We start from the raw sequence: 19328 nt of genomic DNA on the forward strand, positions 1-19328 counted from the left end.
GACTCAGCGCGATGTGCACAAGGAGGGCGCGAGCCGGAGCGAGGGCTGTGCTGCCCCGCGAGCGTAGACGTCTCTCCGGGCAGGCGCGGAAGCTCGAAGGGCCGGACGTGTGTTCCAGCCGCGTCCACAGGGGAACTTGGACGACTCGGCGTCCACAGGCCGCAGCGACGAGGTCATCCGGAGCGTCGGGGACGCCTAGACTCGACGACGTGGCTGGTCTCATCAAACGCGAAGACGTGGACGCTGTCCGTGACAAGGCGCGCATCGAGGAGATCGTCGGCGAGCAGGTCACCCTGCGTCCCGCTGGCGTGGGCTCCATGAAGGGCCTGTGCCCCTTCCACGACGAGCGCTCCCCGTCGTTCCACGTGCGCCCCCAGGTGGGCCGGTGGCACTGCTTCGGCTGCAACGAGGGCGGCGACGTCATCTCCTTCGTGCAGAAGATCGACGGGCTCGGGTTCTCTGAGGCTGTCGAGTACCTGGCCGGTCGTGTCGGCATCCAGCTCCGCTACGACGAGGGCAGCGGCCCGCGTCGCACCGAAGAGCCGGGCAAGCGCCAGCGCCTGCTCGAGGCCAACCGCATCGCCGGGGCCTTCTTCGCCGAGCAGCTGCTCAGCCCCGAGGCAGCCACCGGGCGCGCCTTCCTCGCCGAGCGCAGCTTCGACCGCAACGACGCCCTGCACTTCGGCATCGGTTATGCCCCCAAGGGCTGGGACGGGCTCCTCAAGCATTTGCGCGGCAAGGGTTTCACCGAGGCCGAGCTCACTGCCTCGGGTCTGGTCAGCCAGGGCAACCGGGGGATCTACGACCGCTTCCGGGGCAGGCTCATCTGGCCGATCCGCGACGTCACCGGCGAGACCATCGGCTTCGGGGCACGCAAGCTCTACGACGAGGACCAGGGTCCCAAGTACCTCAACACCCCCGAGACCGCGCTCTACAAGAAGTCGCAGGTCCTCTACGGCATCGACCTCGCCAAGCGCGACATCGCCAAGAACAAGCAGATCGTCGTGGTCGAGGGGTACACCGACGTCATGGCCGCGCACCTGTCAGGTGTGACCACAGCGGTCGCGACCTGCGGCACGGCCTTCGGCTCCGACCACGTGCGCTTCGCGCGCCGCCTCGTCGGTGACACCAGCGCTGGCGGCGGCGTCCAGCTCGCCGGGGGTGGCTCCTCGGGTGGCGAGATCATCTTCACCTTCGACGGAGACGCCGCCGGGCAGAAGGCCGCCATGCGCGCCTTCGGCGAAGACCAGAAGTTCTACGCGCAGACCTTCGTCGCCGTCGAGCCCTCCGGCATGGACCCCTGCGACCTGCGCCAGGCTCGCGGCCCCCAGGCCGTCCAGGCTCTTGTCGAAGGACGCCAGCCGCTCTTCGAGTTCGTCATCAAGACCACCCTCGCGACCTACGACCTCGACACGGCCGAGGGGCGGGTCGCAGCACTGCGGGCCGCCGCGCCGGTCGTCGCAGGAATCCGGGACACTGCCCTGCGCCCCGAGTACGCGCGCATGCTCGCCGGGTGGCTGGGCATGGACGGAGAGTCTGTGCTGCGCGCCGTCCAGTCCGCCGGCCGCGGTCAGGGCGGGCAGAGCTCACAGCAGCGAGGCAACGACCGTGGCCGCCCGTCGGGCACCGAGCAGAGCGGCGACGGTGGCTCACGTCTGCCGGGAGCCGACACCGGCGACGGGTTTCAGCGCCCGAGCCAGTCTGACCCGATCGCCCGCCTCGAGCGCCAGACCCTCGAGGTGATCCTCCAGTACCCCCACCACATCCCGGCTGCTGCTGTCGACGACCTCCCCGGCGACGCCTTCACCGTGCCTGCCTGGCGAGCCGTCCACGAGGCGATCCGCGCGGCTGGCGGGCTGGCGACCGCCGCTCAGCGTCAGGACTCCGAGTGGGTCGGCCTGATCACCGAAGAGTGCTCGCCACCCGTGCTCGCCCTCGTCAACGAGCTCTCGGTCGCGCCCCTGCCCGAAGACCGCCCCGGGGCGATCGACGACTACGTCCAGGGCGTCGTCCGGGCTTTCGTCGAGCTCGGCATCACGCGCAAGATCGGCAACGCCCGCAGCCGTCTCCAGCGCCTTGACCCCGTCGCCGAGGCTGAGGCCTACAACCAGGCCTTCACCGACCTGCTCACCCTCGAGCAGCAGCGCCGCGAGATCCGCGAGCAGGGTGCCCGGGACTGACGCGCGTTCTCCCGAGGTCGTCGGGAAGGGTTCGGCCTCGTCAGGACAGGCACGGCCTCTTCCAGACGGGTGTGACCGAGCGGATGTGCAGACCCTTCGCAGGCACGACACCGACTCTCCCGAGCACCTGTCGACGGCCCTCGTAGCCTCGCGCCATGACCCAGCCACACCGGGGGGACCGGCTCGCCCCGATGCATGACGCCGACAAGAGTCCGGACAGGACGCCGACCCGGACCTGGACACGGAAGTCTGCCCGTACCCGCGTGCTGGACGTCACGGCGCTCCTGGTCGTGTGCGCGGCCGGGATGGGACTCGCCTGGGCACTGCGCGGACCCAGCAGCGAGCTTGCCCGGAGCATCGCCCCGACGACTGCAGGCATCTGGGGTGCCGGCCGTCTCGCCGAGGTCCTCGTGATCGTGCTGGGCCTGGTTGCTGTCACCGTCGGGTGGCGTGCACTGCGCTCCGGCGTCCACCGTGCGGCGCTCGCGGTCTCTGCCGCGGTTGGGGCCGTCGCGGCCTACGCCGCCAGCGAAGGGATCAAAGTCGTCGTCGCGGCGGACCGTGTGTGCAGGGACATCACGGCGGTCGACTGCCCGGCCCCGGGGGACTGGGGCTTCCCCAGCAGCCACACGGTCGTCGCCGTGGCGGGTGCGACGGCGATCCTGCTCCTCGTGCGCAGGTGGCCTCCAGCAGCGCGCTGGGCCGTCGTGGCGCTCGCCGTGGGTTCGGGTGCGGGACGTGTGCTCCAAGGCGTCCACGCGCCGCACGAGGTCATCGCAGGCGCCGTGCTGGGTTGCGTCACGGTCCTCGTGGTCGTGCTGCTGCTCACGCCTGTCGTCGAGCGGGTTGGTCTGGGTCTCAGTACCCGTCAGCTCGTTCGATGACGTTGCGGAGCTCCGCGATCACCTGGAGCCTGTCGACCTCTCGTGCATGGCTGAGCATGGTCACCGCAGCCTCGAGCGCGATGAAGCCCCCGAAGAACACCGTGCTGGTGTCCGGGGTCGGGGTGATGAACGACTCGAGGCCCGACATCGCCGTGGCGATCCCGAGCACCGAGGCGTCGTGGTCGCTGTCCTTGGCGGTCAGCGCGTCGAGGTAGACCGTGCTGGCCTTCAACGGGTCACTGGCGCTCATGGGCCGACAGTAGCCGTGGCTCGCGGAGCACGACAGGCGAGACAGAGGTGAGAGGGAGGTGAGATCGGGGTGATGTCGGGGTGAGAGTGTGACGACGGCCCGTCCCAGCACAGACGTCCCACACTTCGAGGCCACGAGGGGGAGGTGACGGCCACTGGTCTAGCCTCCCGGCATGACGACGACAGGCCTGGCCAGAGGATGGAACGACGCGACGACCTACGCACGGACCTTCGGGCGGCTGTGCGACGGGACGATCGACCCGATCCTCGACGAGGTCGAGCCCTCCGGCGGCAGGTTGCTGGACGTCGGCACGGGGCCTGGGCGTCTGCCGCTGGCAGCGGCCGGGAGGGGATGGGACGTCACAGCCGTCGACCCCGAGGCACAGATGCTCGCGATCGCGTCGGTGACCGCTCCTCCCGCGACGTGCATCGAGGCGGCGCTGCCTGATCTGCCCTTCCACGACGACAGCTTCGACGCCGTGGTCGCCGGATATGTGGTCAACCATCTCCGTGACCCACGAGCAGGTGTCGCGGAGATGGTCAGGGTGCTGCGTCCCGGTGGTGATCTCGCTGTGACGATCTGGCCCTCCGAGCTCACGGCGATGAACGCGATGTGGGCCGAGGTCGTGGAGCGCGCAGGCGTCGAGCGGCCTGCGTCGACCGCGACGCCCGCGCGGGACGACTTCGCCCGTACCGAGGACGGGCTCACCCAGCTGCTGGCCGGGGCCGGGCTGGAGGCCGAGGCGCACGTGGTGACCTGGGACTTCGAGATGGACGCAGATCTGCTGTGGACAGGGGTCGAGGCAGGGATCGCGGCCATCGGCGCGACCTATCTGGCGCAGGACGACCGCGGACGCTCAGCGATGCGCGCCGCCTACCGAGAGATCGTCGACGCGAGGTTCGGGACGGCTCCGCTCCGTCTGGCCTCGCGTGCGCTCCTGGGGCGAGGGACACGCCGCTGAGAGAACGCGATGGTGACCAAAGCCACTCGGGGCAGTGTCGCGGTGGTGACTCCGGCGCCGTTCTGACCTCACCATAGGGCCGATGCTCGGCGGACACGACGAAGGCCCTTGATCAGCAGTGCTGCTGATCAAGGGCCTTCTGTGTGGCTCCCGCGACTGGACTCGAACCAGTGACCGTCCGATTAACAGTCGGATGCTCTGCCAACTGAGCTACGCGGGATCGACCGGAGAAAACACTACCAGGCTTCAGGTGGTGCTCCTGACGCCGACCTCAGACGGGCCAGCGCGGACCGCACCGCGGCCTGGGCGAGCGGGGCAGACAGGTCTGCTCCCGCGTCTCCGACGACCTGGGTGAGCAGGTTGCCGACGTGATCTTTGCGCACGGCGACACGTGCGGTCAAACCGGCGCCCAGAGGAACCGTCTCCGACATCACGACCGAGGCCTGGACCCGCTCCCGGAAGACCCGCATCAGGGAGGTCTTCGTGGGTTCGGCGATGCGCAGCCGGAGCGGGGCGTGGCCGTCAACCCACGTGACCGTCAGGGTCGACGACTCGGGGTCCCACGAGCCACGATCGACGTCGCACCACGTGCACGAGGCGGTCGAGGTGCCGTCGGACCGGATCAGCGAGGCGCTGGTGGCGACGACCCATGAACCGTCATGGAGCCGCCCTTGAGCCAGGACCCGATCTGCGCGTTCGAGGTCGAGCGCAGCACGGACGTCGGCGGGGAGTTTCTCGGGACGTGACAGGAGACCCATCCCGCCAACCTAGCGTGCGGGTGGGAGCCGTGCTCGATCGTGAGCCGGCTGCCGACCGAGACGCCCGGCACGCCACGGCGAGTCAGACCACCGCAGTGCTCTGACTCGCTCGACGCAGGGAGCGGTGCCCCGCGCACCATGGGTGGGCGGGGCACCGTGGTCGACGAACGACGCTGTCGATCGTCTCTGAGGTGGGCCTACTTCTGGCGGAGCACGGAGTCGTGGACCGTGGCGACGTCTGCGCGGGTGCGAACGGCGGTGTCTTCGATGCGGGCGAGTCGCTTGAAGATGTCACCGTCGAACTTCACGCCTGCGACGCCGGGGGTGAGCAGGTCGAGGATTGCGGTGAGCTGTGCTGCCTGAGTGGGTGTCATGTCGTCCTCCTGGTTGAGTGTGCTGGCCGCGTCTGCGACCTGCTGTGCTGTGGTGCTGGGTCGGATCTCGAAGTGCATCTCGTCGACTGAGGCGTCGTCCCAGTCGCCGCCCCAGTCGATGACCTTGGTGGCTGCGAGGATCGTGCGGATCTGAGCAACCTGGGCTGCTGTGAACGTGCCTCGGCGGAACTGCGGGTGTCGACCGCCGTTGAGGTCGACCGCCGTTGCTGAGGCATGGTTGGAGTACCAACCGGTGGAGCCGATCTTGGCGCCGGGCCTGTGCGAGCTCGTCGAGGTGATCGCCTCGACCCGGGCGTGGAACTCCGTGGCGACGTAGCCGAGAAGTGTCGCTACGGGCCCGGCCAGCGCGACCGGTCCGGTGGGGACCCCTGGGAGCTGCGCCAGCTGTGGTGAGCCAGCGGGCACCAGGGGCCAGCCGTTGACTGATGTGGCCATGTCTCTCCTTCGTTGAGTAGTAGTGGTGGAAAGAAGTCGTGTTCGAACACATGTACGAATCTAGGGTGCGGGGCAGCGGGGCCCTAGACCCTGGTGGGCTGCTGCTCGGCCCTGGGGCTTCGGCGTGCTCGGCCGAGAGCAGCCTCGGCGGTCGCTCATCACCCGCGGAGGGAGCGGGGAGTGCGCATGACGCAAGAAGCCCCCGACCTCGCGGAGAGGTCGGGGGCTTGGTCGTGCGGAGGCCCATGTCGGAGACCGCGCACGAGTGCGGCGGGCGTGAAGACTGATCGACGGTCGGACCACCGCGGGTTCCGGGTCGTCTTCGGTGCCCCGTGCCGGGCTTGAACCGGCGACCAGCCGATTATGAGTCGGACGCTCTGACCATCTGAGCTAACGGGGCTCGCGCACGATCCTAGCGGGCGGGTGCAGGAGTCGGCGCAGGTCGGCGGGTGCGTGACGCGCGGCCCACCGGGTGTGGGCACGCCGTGGACAGGGCTGGACGGCGTTCGCTCGCGAGTTCGCGGTGGCATCGCTGGGGACGCGCCGGTGCGCGCGGTCAGTGATGCAGACGCTGGTGCTGTCGTGGGAAGATACAGCCATGGCTATCCGAGAGATCCGCGTCGTCCCCGACCCCGTGCTCCGCACCCCGTGCGAAGAGATCACGACGATCGACGACAGGGTCAGGGGCCTCGTCGAGGACCTCCTCGACACCGTGAACGACGACGGACGCGCAGGCCTCGCCGCGAACCAGATCGGTGTCAGCCTCCGGGCGTTCTCGTGGAACATCGACGACGAGATCGGCTACGTGCTGAACCCGAAGATCGTCGAGCTGTCCGAGGACGAGTACCAGGACGGCGACGAGGGCTGCCTCTCGGTCCCCGGTCTCTGGTACCCGACCGAGCGCGCCTGGTACACCCGCGTCGAGGGGACGGACCTCGACGGCAACAAGGTCGTCGTCGAGGGCACGGAGCTCATGGCGCGCTGCCTGCAGCACGAGGTCGACCACCTCGACGGCTACCTCTACCTGGACCGCCTGGACAAGGCCGTCCGGAAGAAGGCGATGCGCGCGCTCCGCGAGTCGCTCTGACATCTATGCCGGACCCGGCCAGCGCCCCGCGCTCACAGACTGTCGCGTGACGCTGGCGTAGGCCGGCGAGCCTGGTGCGCTCTGTGCACAGGGTGCGCCGCCCTGCTGGTCAACCGCGGGTCCGTGAGGCATGATGTCCTCAGCAGTACATATATGTCGTGGAGCATGTGACTTCTCGTCCAGATGCTCGAGGTCGTTGGGGAAGACGAATCTCGACTCTAGGAGGGACACACATGGCTGGTGCCATCACCCGCGGCGTGCTTTTTGTGCATTCATCACCGCGCGCGCTCTGCCCGCACCTGGAGTGGGCGGCGAGCAACGTCCTCGACTCCAGTGTGTCTTTCGACTGGATCGAGCAGCCTGCTGCGCCCGGACTCTTCAGGTCCGAGTACTCGTGGCAGGGCCCCCAGGGCACGGGTTCGCGCATCGCCTCGGCGCTGCGCGGATGGACTCACCTGCGCTACGAGGTCACTGAGGAGGCCAGCCCTGGCGTCGACGGTTCACGCTGGAGCCACACCCCTGAGCTCGGCATCTTCCATGCTGCGACCGACGCTCACGGGAACGTCGTCGTGCCCGAAGACCGCATCCGTGCGGCCCTCGTGCACGCTCACGACCCGCACCGCCTGCAGGAAGAGCTGGGCCTCGCGCTGGGCCAGGCCTGGGACGACGAGCTCGAGCCCTTCCGCTACGCCGGTGCGGGTGCACCGGTCCGCTGGTTGCACCGCGTCGGCTGACGCACGCGGCCCGGGAGGGCGTCATCGCTAGCGCTCTCTCGCGTCCCGACCCGGACGCCACGACAGCCGTCGGCGTCCCGCGGCGGTCGACGACGATCGTCCCGGAGATCCAGGCGCTGCGTGCCCTCGCCGTCGCCGGGGTGGTGCTGTACCACCTGTGGCCGACTCTGCTGCCTGCTGGTTTTGTCGGTGTCGACGTCTTCTTCGTCATCTCCGGCTACCTCATCACCTCGCACATGATCGGCGAGGTCGAGCGGACCGGACGGCTCGGCCTCGCCCGCTTCTACGCCCGACGCGCCCGACGGATCTTGCCGGCCGCCACCCTCGTGGTCGTCTCCACGACAGTCGCGGCTCTCGCGCTGCTGCCCGAGCTCCGCTGGGCCGAGGTCACCCGCCAGGGCACGGCCTCGCTCCTGTGGGTGCAGAACTGGTTGCTCGCCTCCGACTCGGTCGACTATCTCGCCGAGGGCACCGCACCGAGCCCCTTCCAGCACTTCTGGTCTCTGTCGATCGAAGAGCAGTTCTACGTGGTCTGGCCCGTGCTGCTCGTCGCGCTGCTGTGGTGGAGGTCCCGGACCCGCACGGCACGCGCGGCCTGGGGATCTGCCGACGCCCGCAGAGCCGCTCTGACCCTGGTCCTGGTGCTGACCGTCGTCTCCTTCGCCTGCTCCGTGGTGATCACCCGGAGCGGCGACCCTGCGGCGTACTTCGTCAGCCACACCCGGTTCTGGGAGCTGGGCGTCGGTGCTCTGCTCGCGCTGAGCGCCCTGCGCACGCCCGGGGCTGCAGCCCGCGCCGTCTCTGCGTGGGTCGGTCTGCTGCTCATCGCCGGTGGCATGGTGCTCGTCCCGCTCGACGGCTTCCCGGGGGCCCTCGCGCTCGTCCCCACCGTGGGGGCCGTACTGGTGATCTTCTCCGCGCGCGCTGGCAGCACCCCGGCCGTCAGGCGCCTCAGCTCTGTCCGGCCGGTGCTGTGGCTGGGTGACGTCTCCTACTCGGTGTACCTGTGGCACTGGCCGCTCCTCGTCCTGGCCCCCTACGCGGTGGCTCGGCTGGTCGGGAGCTCGACCACGAGCGAGGCCTCGACCGTCGTCCTGGGCGTGGTGCTCGTCCTCTCGCTCGTCCTCGCGGGGGTGTCCCGCAGGGTCGTCGAGGTGCCCTTCCACCGAGGGCTCGCCCCGCAGGCCAGCGCTCGGCGGGTCCTCGCTGTCGCCGCAGCGGTGCTCCTGGTCAGCGTGGCTACCGTGCAGGTTCCGGGGGCGCTCGGGGCCGCACGCGCCGAGGAGCGTTCGGCGCTGGCCGAGACCCTGCTCGCCTCGGCGCCGACGGAGCTGGGGGCCGGATCGCTCTCGTCGGCCGGGATCGTCTCCTTCGCCCCGGGAGACCCTGTGATCGTCCCGGCACCGGAGGACGCCCGCGACGAGCTCCCTGAGGGCGCTGAGGGGCGCTGCAAGGCGTCCGAGAGCCCCGAGCCCGCCCCACGCTGCGAGTTCGGTCCGGCAGATGCAGAGCACGTGGTCGCGCTCGTCGGCGACTCGCACGCCGAGCAGTACCTGCCAGCGCTCCAGGAGGTCGCCGAGCAGCAGGGTGTCCGGGTCGTCACGTACCTCCGCAGCAGCTGCCCGTACACGACTGCCCAGCCGGTCTCCGACGTGGAGCGTGACGGGGTCTGCGAGCGGTCGAACGAGGCGACCACCCAGGCGCTCCTCGACGACGCGAGCATCGACGTCGTCGTCACGTCCAACCGGACCGACGTGGACTTCGTCGTCGGTGACGGAGCTGTCGGGCCTGTCGAGGGCTTCGTCGAGGCCTGGACCGGGCTGGTCGACGAGGGCCTGCCGGTCGTCGTGCTCGCTGACAACCCCCAGATGCTCCAGGAGGACGCGACGACGGAGTGCGTGGTGGCCAACGCCGACGACCCGACGGTCTGCGCACGGCCTGCTGCGGAGGCACTGCCGCTCGACCTCCAGGTCGAGGCTGCGGCGGAGGCCGACGTGACGCTGGTCGACACCCTCGGCTGGTTCTGCGCCGACGACACCTGCCCGGCCGTCATCGGCAGCGTGCTGGTCTACCGCGACTACCACCACATCACGCCCGCGTACTCACGGACGCTCGCACCGCTGGTGTGGGAGAGCATCAGCGAGGTCGTCGACCCGGCCTCGGCCGGCTGAGAGAGCCGAGCGCGCCTCCGAGGCTGGTCCGGCCCCCCGGGCCATAGGTCGTGCCTCGCAAGACCACGGGGACAGTCCCTCGAGAAGCGGAGGGGCGTCCAGACGGGTTGCCCAGGGGCCCGGGCAACCTGGCTGCGGCACTTGCTCCCGACGACGAGAGCGGCCCCGACCTCGAAGGTCGGAGCCGCTCTCGTGTCGTGACGCCGTGGGTGCCGTCCGGGCTGCTAGCCCCCTCGTCGGCCGACCGCGTCAGGTATCAGGCGTTGCGGACGATCAGCGCGACGTTGTGGCCGCCGAAGCCGAAGGAGTTGTTGATCGCCGCGATGTCGCCCTCGGGCAGCGCACGCGGGGTGTCGCGCACGAGGTCGATGTCGAGCTCGGGGTCCGGGTCGGACACGTTGATCGTGGGCGGGGCCGTCCGGTTGTGGACTGCGAGGACTGTGAAGACCGTCTCGAGCGCACCCGCGCCACCGAGCAGGTGGCCGGTCATCGACTTCGTCGCCGAGAGCGCGACGTGGTCCGCCTCGTCGCCGAGGAGCGTGCGGATGGCGCGGGCCTCGATGAGGTCGCCGACCGAGGTCGACGTCGCGTGGGCGTTGACGTGCACGATGTCGCGCGTCGTCTGGTCGGCGTCGGCGAGAGCGGACCTCATGGCTGCGATCTGGCCACGACCCGTGGGCTCGGGGGAGGTGATGTGGTACGCGTCCGAGCTCAGGCCGACACCCGTGAGACGGGCGTAGACGCGGGCTCCGCGGGCCGCGGCGTGCTCGGCGCTCTCGAGCACGACGACAGCCGCACCCTCTCCGAGCACGAAGCCGTCACGGTTGACGTCGTAGGGCCGCGAGGCAGCCGCCGGGTCGTCGTTGCGGAGGGAGAGCGTGCGCGAGGCCGCGAAGGCTGCGAGGGGCATCGGGTGGATCGCTGCCTCGGTGCCGCCGGCGACGACTACGTCGGCGCGGCCCGAGCGGATCATCTCGATGCCGTAGCCGATGGCCTCGGCACCCGAGGCGCACGCGGAGACGAGAGCGTGAGCACCCGCACGGGCACCGATCTCGAGCTCGACGTACGCGGTCGGGGAGTTCGGCATGAGCATGGGCACGGTCATGGGCAGCACACGACGGCCGCCGCGCTCGCGCAGCGTGTCCCACGCGTCGAGGGTCGTCCAGATGCCGCCGATGCCCGACGACACGACAGCGCCGATGCGCTCGGGGTCAGTGTCCGGGCTGCCGGCGTCGGCCCAGGCCTCGCGGGTCGCGATGATCGCGTACTGCGCGGACGGGTCCATGCGCTTGATCTCGGGACGGGGGAGGACCTGGTCGGGGGTCACCTTGAGCTGCGCGGCGAAGTCCACGGCGATGCCGTACTTCTCGGCCCAGTCGTTGTCGAGGGTGCGTGCGCCGGACTCACCAGCCAGAGCGGCCTTCCAGGTGGACTCCACGTCGCCGCCGAGAGGCGTGGTGGCGCCGAGACCGGTGACGACGACATCGCGGGCGTTGCTCATGAAGTGCTCCTGGGTGACGGGGGGAGAGGGGCGAAGTGTGGGGGGCGGCGCCGGCGCTGGTGTGCTGCCAGGGCGACCGCTGGGCGCGGGGCCGGAGGTGGACCTCCGACCCCGCGGTCAGGCGTTCGTCAGGCCTGTGCGCCGTTGATGAAGCTGACGGCGTCGCCGACGGTCGAGAGGTTCTTGACCTCGTCGTCGGGGATGGTGACGGAGAACTTGTCCTCGGCGTGCGTGACGATGGTCATCATCGAGAGCGAGTCGATGTCGAGGTCGTCCGTGAAGGACTTCTCCGACGTGACGGAGTCGGCCGGGAGGCCGGTCTCCTCGGCGACGATCTCGGCGAGGCCCGCGAGGATGTCCTGCTCGGTGTAAGCCATGGGTGTGTCTCCTTGTGTTGGTGAACTGCTGGGGGGTCGAGAAAAGAGGTACTGGTGAAACCTACGGCAGGACGACGACCTGCGCGGCGTAGACGAGGCCGGCGCCGAAGCCGATCTGCAGCGAGAGGTCGCCGGACTTCGCCTGGCCCTCGGCGAGCAGCCGGTCCGTCGCGAGCGGGATCGAGGCCGCCGACGTGTTGCCGGTGTCGGCGATGTCACGTCCGACGACAACCGTGTCAGGGAGCTTCAGCTGCTTGATGAACTGGTCGATGATCCGCATGTTGGCCTGGTGGGGCACGAACACCTGGATGTCGTCGGCCGTCACACCGGCGGCGTCGAGCGCCTGCTGGGCGACGACGGGCATCTGGAACGCGGCCCACTTGAAGACCGTCTGGCCCTCCTGGCGCAGCGTCGGCCAGCCGAGCTCGGGCTGCGTGCGCAGGTCCTGCCAGGAGTGCGTCTGGCGGATCGTCTGGGCCTTCGAGCCGTCCGAGCCCCAGATGGTCGGGCCGATGCCGGGCGTGTCGGAGGGGCCGACGACTGCAGCGCCGGCGCCGTCGCCGAGGAGGAACGAGATCGACCGGTCGGTCGGGTCGATGAAGTCGCTCATCTTCTCGGCACCGATGACGAGCACGTTGCGGGCGCCGCCGGACCTGACGAGCGCGTCGGCCTGCCCGATGCCGTAGGAGTACCCGGCGCAGGCGGCCGAGATGTCGAAGGCCGCGGCGGGGGTCGCGCCGATGCGGTCCGCGACGAGCGCGGCGCCGGCGGGCGTCTGGTGGAAGTACGTGACTGTCGAGAGGATCACGGCGTCGATCTCCTGCGCCGTGATGCCCGCTGCGGCGATCGCCTTGAGGGCGGCCTCCTCCGCGAGGTCGATGACCGTGACGTGGGCGTCCGAGCGGCGGCGGGTGATGATCCCGGTGCGCTGCTGGATCCACTCGTCGGAGGAGTCGATCGGGCCGGCGATGTCGTCGTTGGTGACGACGTTCGTGCCGCGCGCGGCACCGAGGCCGAGGATGCGGGAGAACTCGGGACCTGTCGACTGCTTGATCTGGAGGGTCACTGCGCGTCCTCTGCGGTGGGGAGGGTGGTCGTGCCGGAGTGGCGGGCGACGAGGTCACGGGCTGCGTCGAGGTCGGCGGGCGACTTCACGGCGACTGTCTCGACACCGGGCAGCGCGCGGCGCGCCAGGCCTGTGAGCACCCCGCCCGGCATGAGCTCGAGCAGACCGGTGACACCGGCGGCCGCGAGGCTCTCCTGGCAGAGGTCCCAGCGGACCGGCGCGGTGATCTGCGCCGTGAGGCGGTCGAGCACGTCCCGGCCGCTGCCGAGGGGCAGCGAGGCGTCGTCGGCGATGCCCGCGTAGGACGCACCGTCGGCGTTCGACAGGAAGGTGACGCGCGGGTCGGCGGCGGCCCACCCGGCAGTCACCTCGGCGAAGGCGGCACGAGCCGACTCCATGAGGGGGGTGTGGAAGGCACCGGCGACCTTGAGGGCGATGACGCGCGCCTTGGCCGGCGGGTTCGCCGCGAAGGCCGCGAGGCCGTCCAGGGAACCGGCGGCGACCACCTGGCCGCCTCCGTTGACGTTGGCGGGCCAGAGCCCGGCTGCCTCGATCGCGGCGAGCACCTCGTCAGGGTCTCCGCCGAGCACGGCGGACATCCCCGAGGGGTTGGCGGCTGCGGTCTCGGCCATGACGGCGGCGCGGCGCGTCACGAGGGCGACGGCGCTCGCGTCGTCGAGGACCCCGGCGACAGCCGCAGCGGCGAGCTCGCCGACCGAGTGGCCAGCCGTGACGTCGACGACGTCCGCGGCGTCACGACCGTCGAGGACGGCGCGCAGCGCGATGATCGACGAGGCGACGATGAGCGGCTGGGCGACGCGCGTGTCACGGATGGCGTCGGCGTCGGCCTCGGTGCCGAGGGCACGCAGGTCGAGCCCGTCGGTCGAGAAGGAGGCGAGCTGGTCGGAGACACCCGGCAGCTCGAGCCACGGGGCGAGCATGGCGGGGGTCTGGGAGCCCTGTCCAGGGCACACGATGGCAAGCACGGTATTACTCTGCCCGATTCTCTGTGGGTCCGGGCCGTCACGACCCGCACGAAGTGTCTCTGCGGTCCTTGTGCACACCCTACAAGTCGAGGGTGATCAGGTGGCCGGGCCGCTCACGGGGCGGTCGCCGACGGCTGGCCTCGGTGCGTGCGCTCTGGCCGAGGGCCGTGGCGCACGCACGCGAGGGTCAGCGCGCTGCGGCGAGCCTGCCGACGGCCAGGGCCACCTGCAGGACGAAGGACTCGCGCGCGTCGAGGGGATCCCAGCCCGTGAGCTCGGCGACCTTGCGCAGGCGGTACCTCACCGTGTTGGGGTGCACGTAGAGGTCGCGCGCCGCGGCCTCGAGCGAGCGCCCGTTGCCGAGGTAGGCCGAGAGGGTGTCGAGGACCGAGCCCGTCGCCTCGGACAGCGGTGTGTAGGCCAGGCGCACCAGGGTGCGGCGCGCCTCGTGGTCTCCGGTGAGCAGACGCTCTGGCAGCAGCTCGTCTGCGAGCACAGGCCGTGGGGCCTGCGGCCACGCAGGGACGGCGCGCAGCCCGGCGAGGGCCGCGGTCGCCGAGCGCCAGGCGTCGTCGAGGTTCTGCATCGACGGGCCGATGATCACGGGGCCGGGACCAAAACGCGGGAGGAGCGAGTTCGCGACCCCGATGAGGTCGCCCTCGCCGCCGAGGACCAGCACCACACGGTCGCCCTGGATGCCGACGAGCACGTCGCACGCCGCGCGGCTCGTGGCCCTGCGGAGCTCGGCCGCGCGGATGTCGTCGAGCGGGGAGACCGTCGTGCCGACCATGACCAGCACCTCACCGAGGCCGGACCACCCGAGGGCGGAGACCCGTGACCGCAGCGAGTTGTCCTGGTCGCCGCGGATGATCGCGTCGACGACGAGCGCCTCGAGGCGGGCGTCCCACGCGCCGCGGACCTCGGCGGCCCGGGCGTAGACCTCTGCCGCCGAGAAGGCCACCTCGCGGGAGTACCGGAGCACTGCCTCGCGCAGGTCGCGCTCGCCGCCGGGGGCCGCGAGCTGGTCAGAGTGGGTCTCGACGACCTCCACGACGATCCGGACGAGCTGGAGCGTGTGCTGGAGCGAGATGGACCGCGTGAGGTCTGTCGGCGCCGCAGCGAAGATGTCCCCGACCCCGTGGGGTGTCATCGTCCGGTCGGCGTACCAGGTGACGAAGGACGTGATGCCGGACTGCGCGACGAGCCCTACCCACGACCGCTCGTCGGCAGGCAGGGCTCGGTACCAGGGGAGGTCTTCGTCGAGACGTCGCAGCGCGGCGGCGGTGAGCAGCCCGCTGCCGTCACGGACGCGTTGCAGGTTCGCGGCAGTCCCGGGGGTGCTGGCCGCCGGGACGTTCGCGTTCTGAGCAGCGGGTGGCATCCCCAGAGCATACGACCTGCGAGGTCGCAGGCGGGAGCAGAGTTGTGGGGAAGCGACAAAGCCGGGGCCCGTCCGGCCTCGCGGTGACGGCCCCACGACTCGTGCCTGCGGGCGCGTCGCGAGCCTCTGACGAAGACCGGCCACAGCCTTCCGACCGGTGCTCTCGGCCCTCACCGGCTATCGTCGGCGTATGGCACTCATGCCCAGACTCCGTCAGCTCATGCGCCGCAACCACTCGGCGTCCACGATCGGTACCCGTCGACCGACCAAGGGTGACCGCCGCGGCGACACCCTCCACGAGGACGCGCTGCGCGCGATGCTCGTCGACGACCCCAACAACATCCGCGCCTTCCAGGCGCTGTCCGAGGTGGTGCGCCGTCGTGCGGCGGACAGCACCCACAACGAAGACCCGCTCGCGGCCGAGGTCGCCGACCACGAGAAGCAGCGCGCTGCTGATCTCGCGGTGTGGGCCCTCGCCGAAGAGCTCGCGGGCAACCCGCGTGCCTGGTACCCGCTCGTCGAGCTGGCCCGGCTCTCCCTCGACGACGACCCTGAGGCAGCGATCCGTCGTCTCGCGACGGCCGCAGACCGGGACCCGAGCGGCGAGGCTCTCGTCGAGGCCATCTCGACGCTCCGTGATGCCGGTCAGCCCGTCGAGGGGCTCGGGCTCGGTGTCGGCCACTGGCGCGCGAAGGAGCACACGCCCGAGGTCGGCCGTCAGGTGGTCCTGGCAGCCCTCGAGGCCGACAGGCTCTTCGACGCCCGTCACCACCTCGACTCGCTCTCGTACAGCCCCGACAAGCGCGCCGTCGCGAAGATCCGTCCGGAGCTCGAGAAGGCCATCGCCCAGGCCGAGCAGAAGCTCTCCGGGACCTGAGACTCTGATGGCTCAGCTCGGCCGCGGTAGCTCCGCCGGCCAGCTGGGTCGGCTGGTTTTGATGTCCGGGTAGGCAAACGTGCGAGATCGGCACTTCGGAGCGAGATCGGTCCTTATGAGGGTCGATCTCGCTCCGAAGTGCCGATCTCGTCGTGCGTGAGCGGGCTCGGGCATGCCCGGTGCCCGGCACGAACGCAGAAGGCCCGCATCCTCCGAGGAGGGTGCGGGCCTTCGCGCTGTCAGCGGGGACCGGTCAGGCGTCGCCGCCCGCGTTGCCGGAGGTGCCGGCGTTCACGTCGTGGAGCTTGTACTTCTCGATCGCCTGGGCGGCTGCCTCAGCGGGGACCTCGCCGCGCTTGGCGAGCTGCTGGAGCGTGCGCACGACGACCGAGGGGCCGTCGATCTTGAAGTAGCGGCGTGCTGCTGCGCGGGTGTCGGAGAAGCCGAAGCCGTCCGCACCGAGCACCGCGTAGTCGCCCGGGACCCACTGGCGGACCTGGTCGGGCACGAGGTGGTCGAAGTCGCTCGTGGCCACGAACGGCCCCTGGGCGTCCTTGAGCTTCTCCGTGAGGTACGCCTCGCGGGCCGGCTCGGACGGGTTGAGGAAGTTGTGCTGCTCGGCGGCGAGACCGTCGCGGCGCAGCTCGTTCCAGCTCGTCACCGACCACACGTCGGCCTGGACTCCCCAGTCCTTGGACAGGAGCTCCTTGGCCTCGAGGGCCCACGGCACACCCACGCCGGACGCGAGGATCTGGGCCCGGGGGCCCTCGCCCTCGGCGGTCGCGACCTTGTGGATGCCGCGCAGGATGCCCTCGACGTCCACGTCCTCCGGCTCGGCCGGCTGGACCATCGGCTCGTTGTACACCGTGAGGTAGTACATGACGTTCTGGTCGCGGGACTCGTCGGTGCCGTACATGCGCTGCATGCCGTCGCGGACGATGTGGCGCAGCTCGTAGCCGTAGGCCGCGTCGTACTGGACGATCGCGGTGTTCGTGCCGGCGATGAGCGGCGAGTGGCCGTCGGCGTGCTGCAGACCCTCACCCGTGAGGGTCGTGCGGCCTGCGGTCGCGCCGATGATGAACCCGCGGGTGAGCTGGTCGCCTGCGGCCCAGAACTGGTCGCCCGTCCGCTGGAACCCGAACATCGAGTAGAAGATGTAGAACGGGACGGTGACCTCGCCGTGCGTGGCGTACGAGGTGCCCACGGCCTGGAAGGCCGCAGCCGAGCCGGCCTCGTTGATGCCCGTGTGCAGGATCTGCCCGGCCTCGGACTCCTTGTAGGAGAGCATGAGGTCGCGGTCCACAGCCAGGTAGTTCTGCCCCTGGGTGTTGAAGATCTTCGCGGACGGGAAGATCGAGTCCAGACCGAAGGTGCGGGCCTCGTCGGGGATGATCGGCACGATGCGCTTGCCGAACTCCTTGTCCTTGATGAGGTCCTTGAGCAGGCGCACGAAGGCCTGCGTCGTGGCGACCTCCTGCGTGCCCGACCCCTTCTTGAGGATGTCGTAGCGCGAGGCGTCCGGGAGCGTGACCGGGGTCGAGACCGAGCGACGCTCGGGGACGAACCCGCCCAGCTTCTTGCGGCGGTCCAGCATGTACTGGATCTCCGGCGCGTCAGCACCCGGGTGGTAGTACGGGGGTGCGTACGGGTCGGCGTCGAGCTGCTCGTCCGTGATCGGGATGTGCAGCGAGTCGCGGAGGGTCTTGAGGTCCGCGAGGGCGACCTTCTTCATCTGGTGCGTCGAGTTGCGGCCGGCGAAGCCGGAACCGAGACCGTAGCCCTTGATGGTGTGCGCGAGGATGACCGTCGGCTGGCCGGTGTGGGCCGTCGCCGCCGCGTACGCCGCGTACAGCTTGCGGTAGTCGTGGCCACCACGCTTGAGAGCCCAGATGTCGTCGTCGGAGAGGTTCTCCACGAGCTGCTTGGTGCGCGGGTCGCGACCGAAGAAGTGCTCACGGATGAACGCGCCGTCCTCGGCACGGTACGTCTGGTAGTCGCCGTCGGGCGTCTCGTTCATGAGGTTGACGAGAGCGCGGTCCTTGTCGGCGTTGAGCAGCACGTCCCACTCGCGGCCCCAGATCACCTTGATGACGTTCCAGCCGGCGCCGCGGAACTGCGCCTCGAGCTCCTGGATGATCTTGCCGTTGCCACGGACCGGGCCGTCGAGGCGCTGCAGGTTGCAGTTGACCACGAAGGTGAGGTTGTCGAGCTGCTGCTGGGCAGCGAGCTGCAGCATGCCGCGGCTCTCGGGCTCGTCCATCTCGCCGTCGCCGAGGAAGGCCCAGACGTTCTGCTGGCTGGTGTCCTTGATCCCGCGGTTGTGCAGGTAGCGGTTGGTCCACGCCTGGTAGATCGCCGACGCCGGGCCGAGGCCCATCGAGACCGTCGGGAACTCCCAGAAGTCGGGCATCTGGCGCGGGTGCGGGTACGACGGCAGGCCGCCACCCTCGTGCGAGTGCTCCTGGCGGAACCCGTCGAGGTCCTCCGCCGAGAGGCGACCCTCGAGGAAGGCACGCGAGTACACACCGGGGGAGGCGTGACCCTGGAAGTAGATGTGGTCTCCGCCGCCCGGGTGGTCCTTGCCGCGGAAGAAGTGGTTGAGGCCGACCTCGTACAGCGTCGCGACGGACGCGTAGGACGAGATGTGCCCGCCGACGGCGATGCCGGGGCGCTGGGCGCGCGTCACCATGACGGCTGCGTTCCAGCGGTTCCAGGAGCGGTACTTGCGCTCCATGACCTCGTCGCCGGGGAAGTACGGCTCCTCGTGGACACCGATGGTGTTCACGTAGGGGGTGTTGATCGAGGTCGGGATGGCGACGTTGCGCTCCCGAGCCCGCTTCAGCAGGTTGAGCAGGATGTACCGAGCCCGCGGCCCGCCACGCTCCTCGAGCAGCCCGTCGAAGGAGTCGATCCACTCCGAGGTCTCAGAGGGGTCGATATCAGGGACTTGGCTCAACAGGCCGTTGATCAACGGCCTCGTCTCGTCATGCGTTGCCACCAGCAACCTCACATCGTGTTCAGAGCATTGTGGGGCGGTGTGCCCCGTCGCTCGCCTGGCCCGGTCGTCGCTCCCTCGCGCTCGTGTGTGCTGCGCGCAAAGGCTTCGTCAACTCCGGTCGATCCGTCCATTCTCATCGCATCGCGAGGGGTAAAGCCACCTGCCGGGCTGTGGAGAGCACGTGACGTTCGTGACAGCGGGTGTTCTGGGATGATCTGCGGTGATTCCGCGCTTGAGGCACGGGCTGCGGGCTCGTCGGCGCGCCCGGGCTCCCCGGGTCGGGCGAC

At 70.1% G+C, this 19328-nt stretch carries 16 protein-coding genes and 2 tRNA genes; 7 read left to right on the top strand and 11 right to left on the bottom strand.

Annotated features, from left to right (window positions below; translation table 11 throughout):
- Positions 1-209 precede the first annotated feature (209 nt).
- Complete coding sequence (dnaG, locus tag HZZ10_RS02745; protein ID WP_179912317.1) at positions 210-2180, top strand: DNA primase; 1971 nt, start codon at positions 210-212, stop codon at positions 2178-2180.
- A gap of 155 nt (positions 2181-2335) precedes the next feature.
- The gene (locus tag HZZ10_RS02750) at positions 2336-3064 is read left to right on the top strand and encodes a phosphatase PAP2 family protein (protein ID WP_179912318.1); all 729 of its coding nucleotides are present in this window, start codon (positions 2336-2338) and stop codon (positions 3062-3064) included.
- Here HZZ10_RS02750 and HZZ10_RS02755 read toward each other — a convergent pair.
- Positions 3039-3314 carry a hypothetical protein gene (locus HZZ10_RS02755; RefSeq protein WP_156382727.1) on the bottom strand — a complete coding sequence of 92 codons (276 nt, stop codon included), beginning with the start codon at positions 3312-3314 and terminating at the stop codon, positions 3039-3041. The two genes, HZZ10_RS02750 and HZZ10_RS02755, sit on opposite strands and share 26 nt — an antisense overlap.
- Positions 3315-3486: 172 nt before the next feature.
- Here HZZ10_RS02755 and HZZ10_RS02760 point away from each other — a divergent pair, with 172 nt between their 5' ends.
- Entirely contained in the window at positions 3487-4275 is a 789-nt protein-coding gene (locus tag HZZ10_RS02760; RefSeq protein WP_179912319.1) for a methyltransferase domain-containing protein, read from the top strand.
- A gap of 144 nt (positions 4276-4419) precedes the next feature.
- On the opposite strand, the gene HZZ10_RS02765 is transcribed toward HZZ10_RS02760, so the two are convergent.
- The 4 genes from HZZ10_RS02765 to HZZ10_RS02780 all read right to left on the bottom strand — a co-directional run bounded on the left by HZZ10_RS02765 (position 4420) and on the right by HZZ10_RS02780 (position 6263).
- Positions 4420-4495, bottom strand: a tRNA-Asn gene (locus HZZ10_RS02765).
- 16 nt (positions 4496-4511) lie between these two features.
- Positions 4512-5033 (bottom strand): hypothetical protein, encoded by a 522-nt coding sequence (locus HZZ10_RS02770; protein ID WP_179912320.1) that lies wholly within the window; start codon positions 5031-5033, stop codon positions 4512-4514.
- A gap of 197 nt (positions 5034-5230) precedes the next feature.
- On the bottom strand, positions 5231-5863 hold the full coding sequence (locus tag HZZ10_RS02775; protein WP_179912321.1) for a M15 family metallopeptidase: 633 nt from the start codon (positions 5861-5863) through the stop codon (positions 5231-5233).
- A gap of 326 nt (positions 5864-6189) precedes the next feature.
- A tRNA-Ile gene (locus HZZ10_RS02780) sits at positions 6190-6263 on the bottom strand.
- Positions 6264-6461: 198 nt separating this feature from the next.
- On the opposite strand from HZZ10_RS02780, the gene def reads away from it, so the two are divergent.
- The 3 genes from def to HZZ10_RS02795 all read left to right on the top strand — a co-directional run bounded on the left by def (position 6462) and on the right by HZZ10_RS02795 (position 9855).
- Positions 6462-6950, top strand: coding sequence for a peptide deformylase (gene def, locus HZZ10_RS02785; protein ID WP_056131733.1), 489 nt, complete (start codon positions 6462-6464; stop codon positions 6948-6950).
- 233 nt (positions 6951-7183) lie between these two features.
- Entirely contained in the window at positions 7184-7684 is a 501-nt protein-coding gene (locus HZZ10_RS02790; protein ID WP_056131735.1) for a DUF3145 domain-containing protein, read from the top strand.
- 116 nt (positions 7685-7800) lie between these two features.
- Complete coding sequence (locus HZZ10_RS02795; protein WP_228086935.1) at positions 7801-9855, top strand: acyltransferase family protein; 2055 nt, start codon at positions 7801-7803, stop codon at positions 9853-9855.
- Positions 9856-10111: 256 nt separating this feature from the next.
- On the opposite strand, the gene HZZ10_RS02800 is transcribed toward HZZ10_RS02795, so the two are convergent.
- The 5 genes from HZZ10_RS02800 to HZZ10_RS02820 all read right to left on the bottom strand — a co-directional run bounded on the left by HZZ10_RS02800 (position 10112) and on the right by HZZ10_RS02820 (position 15166).
- Positions 10112-11356, bottom strand: coding sequence for a beta-ketoacyl-[acyl-carrier-protein] synthase family protein (locus HZZ10_RS02800; RefSeq protein ID WP_056131740.1), 1245 nt, complete (start codon positions 11354-11356; stop codon positions 10112-10114).
- 128 nt (positions 11357-11484) lie between these two features.
- Positions 11485-11733: an acyl carrier protein gene (locus HZZ10_RS02805; RefSeq protein ID WP_012866416.1), complete on the bottom strand. Its 249-nt coding sequence runs from the start codon at positions 11731-11733 to the stop codon at positions 11485-11487.
- A gap of 61 nt (positions 11734-11794) precedes the next feature.
- Positions 11795-12799, bottom strand: coding sequence for a beta-ketoacyl-ACP synthase III (locus HZZ10_RS02810; RefSeq protein WP_056131743.1), 1005 nt, complete (start codon positions 12797-12799; stop codon positions 11795-11797).
- Positions 12796-13785, bottom strand: a complete 990-nt coding sequence (locus HZZ10_RS02815) for an ACP S-malonyltransferase (RefSeq protein ID WP_179912323.1) — start codon at positions 13783-13785, stop codon at positions 12796-12798. The genes HZZ10_RS02810 and HZZ10_RS02815 overlap by 4 nt, the downstream gene beginning before the upstream one ends.
- A 187-nt stretch (positions 13786-13972) precedes the next feature.
- A complete protein-coding gene (locus HZZ10_RS02820) occupies positions 13973-15166 on the bottom strand; it encodes a PucR family transcriptional regulator (RefSeq protein ID WP_056131748.1) in 1194 nt (397 codons plus the stop codon).
- A 190-nt stretch (positions 15167-15356) separates the two neighbouring features.
- Between HZZ10_RS02820 and HZZ10_RS02825 the strand changes: the two genes are divergently transcribed.
- Positions 15357-16043 (top strand): hypothetical protein, encoded by a 687-nt coding sequence (locus HZZ10_RS02825; RefSeq protein WP_056131752.1) that lies wholly within the window; start codon positions 15357-15359, stop codon positions 16041-16043.
- A gap of 253 nt (positions 16044-16296) precedes the next feature.
- Here the strand turns inward: HZZ10_RS02825 and aceE are convergent, their stop codons facing one another.
- The gene (gene aceE / locus HZZ10_RS02830; RefSeq protein WP_179912324.1) at positions 16297-19041 is read right to left on the bottom strand and encodes a pyruvate dehydrogenase (acetyl-transferring), homodimeric type; all 2745 of its coding nucleotides are present in this window, start codon (positions 19039-19041) and stop codon (positions 16297-16299) included.
- Positions 19042-19328 lie beyond the last annotated feature (287 nt).

It is taken from the genome of Sanguibacter inulinus (genome assembly GCF_013415325.1).
Classification (GTDB): domain Bacteria; phylum Actinomycetota; class Actinomycetes; order Actinomycetales; family Cellulomonadaceae; genus Sanguibacter; species Sanguibacter inulinus.

Coding starts and splice junctions, on each gene's coding strand:
- HZZ10_RS02770 (WP_179912320.1), bottom strand. CDS start 5,033: ATGGGTCTCCTGTCACGTCCCGAGAAACTCCCCGCCGACGTCCGTGCT.
- HZZ10_RS02775 (WP_179912321.1), bottom strand. CDS start 5,863: ATGGCCACATCAGTCAACGGCTGGCCCCTGGTGCCCGCTGGCTCACCA.
- def (WP_056131733.1), top strand. CDS start 6,462: ATGGCTATCCGAGAGATCCGCGTCGTCCCCGACCCCGTGCTCCGCACC.
- HZZ10_RS02760 (WP_179912319.1), top strand. CDS start 3,487: ATGACGACGACAGGCCTGGCCAGAGGATGGAACGACGCGACGACCTAC.
- HZZ10_RS02805 (WP_012866416.1), bottom strand. CDS start 11,733: ATGGCTTACACCGAGCAGGACATCCTCGCGGGCCTCGCCGAGATCGTC.
- HZZ10_RS02755 (WP_156382727.1), bottom strand. CDS start 3,314: ATGAGCGCCAGTGACCCGTTGAAGGCCAGCACGGTCTACCTCGACGCG.
- HZZ10_RS02750 (WP_179912318.1), top strand. CDS start 2,336: ATGACCCAGCCACACCGGGGGGACCGGCTCGCCCCGATGCATGACGCC.
- HZZ10_RS02825 (WP_056131752.1), top strand. CDS start 15,357: ATGGCACTCATGCCCAGACTCCGTCAGCTCATGCGCCGCAACCACTCG.
- HZZ10_RS02800 (WP_056131740.1), bottom strand. CDS start 11,356: ATGAGCAACGCCCGCGATGTCGTCGTCACCGGTCTCGGCGCCACCACG.
- HZZ10_RS02820 (WP_056131748.1), bottom strand. CDS start 15,166: ATGCCACCCGCTGCTCAGAACGCGAACGTCCCGGCGGCCAGCACCCCC.
- HZZ10_RS02790 (WP_056131735.1), top strand. CDS start 7,184: ATGGCTGGTGCCATCACCCGCGGCGTGCTTTTTGTGCATTCATCACCG.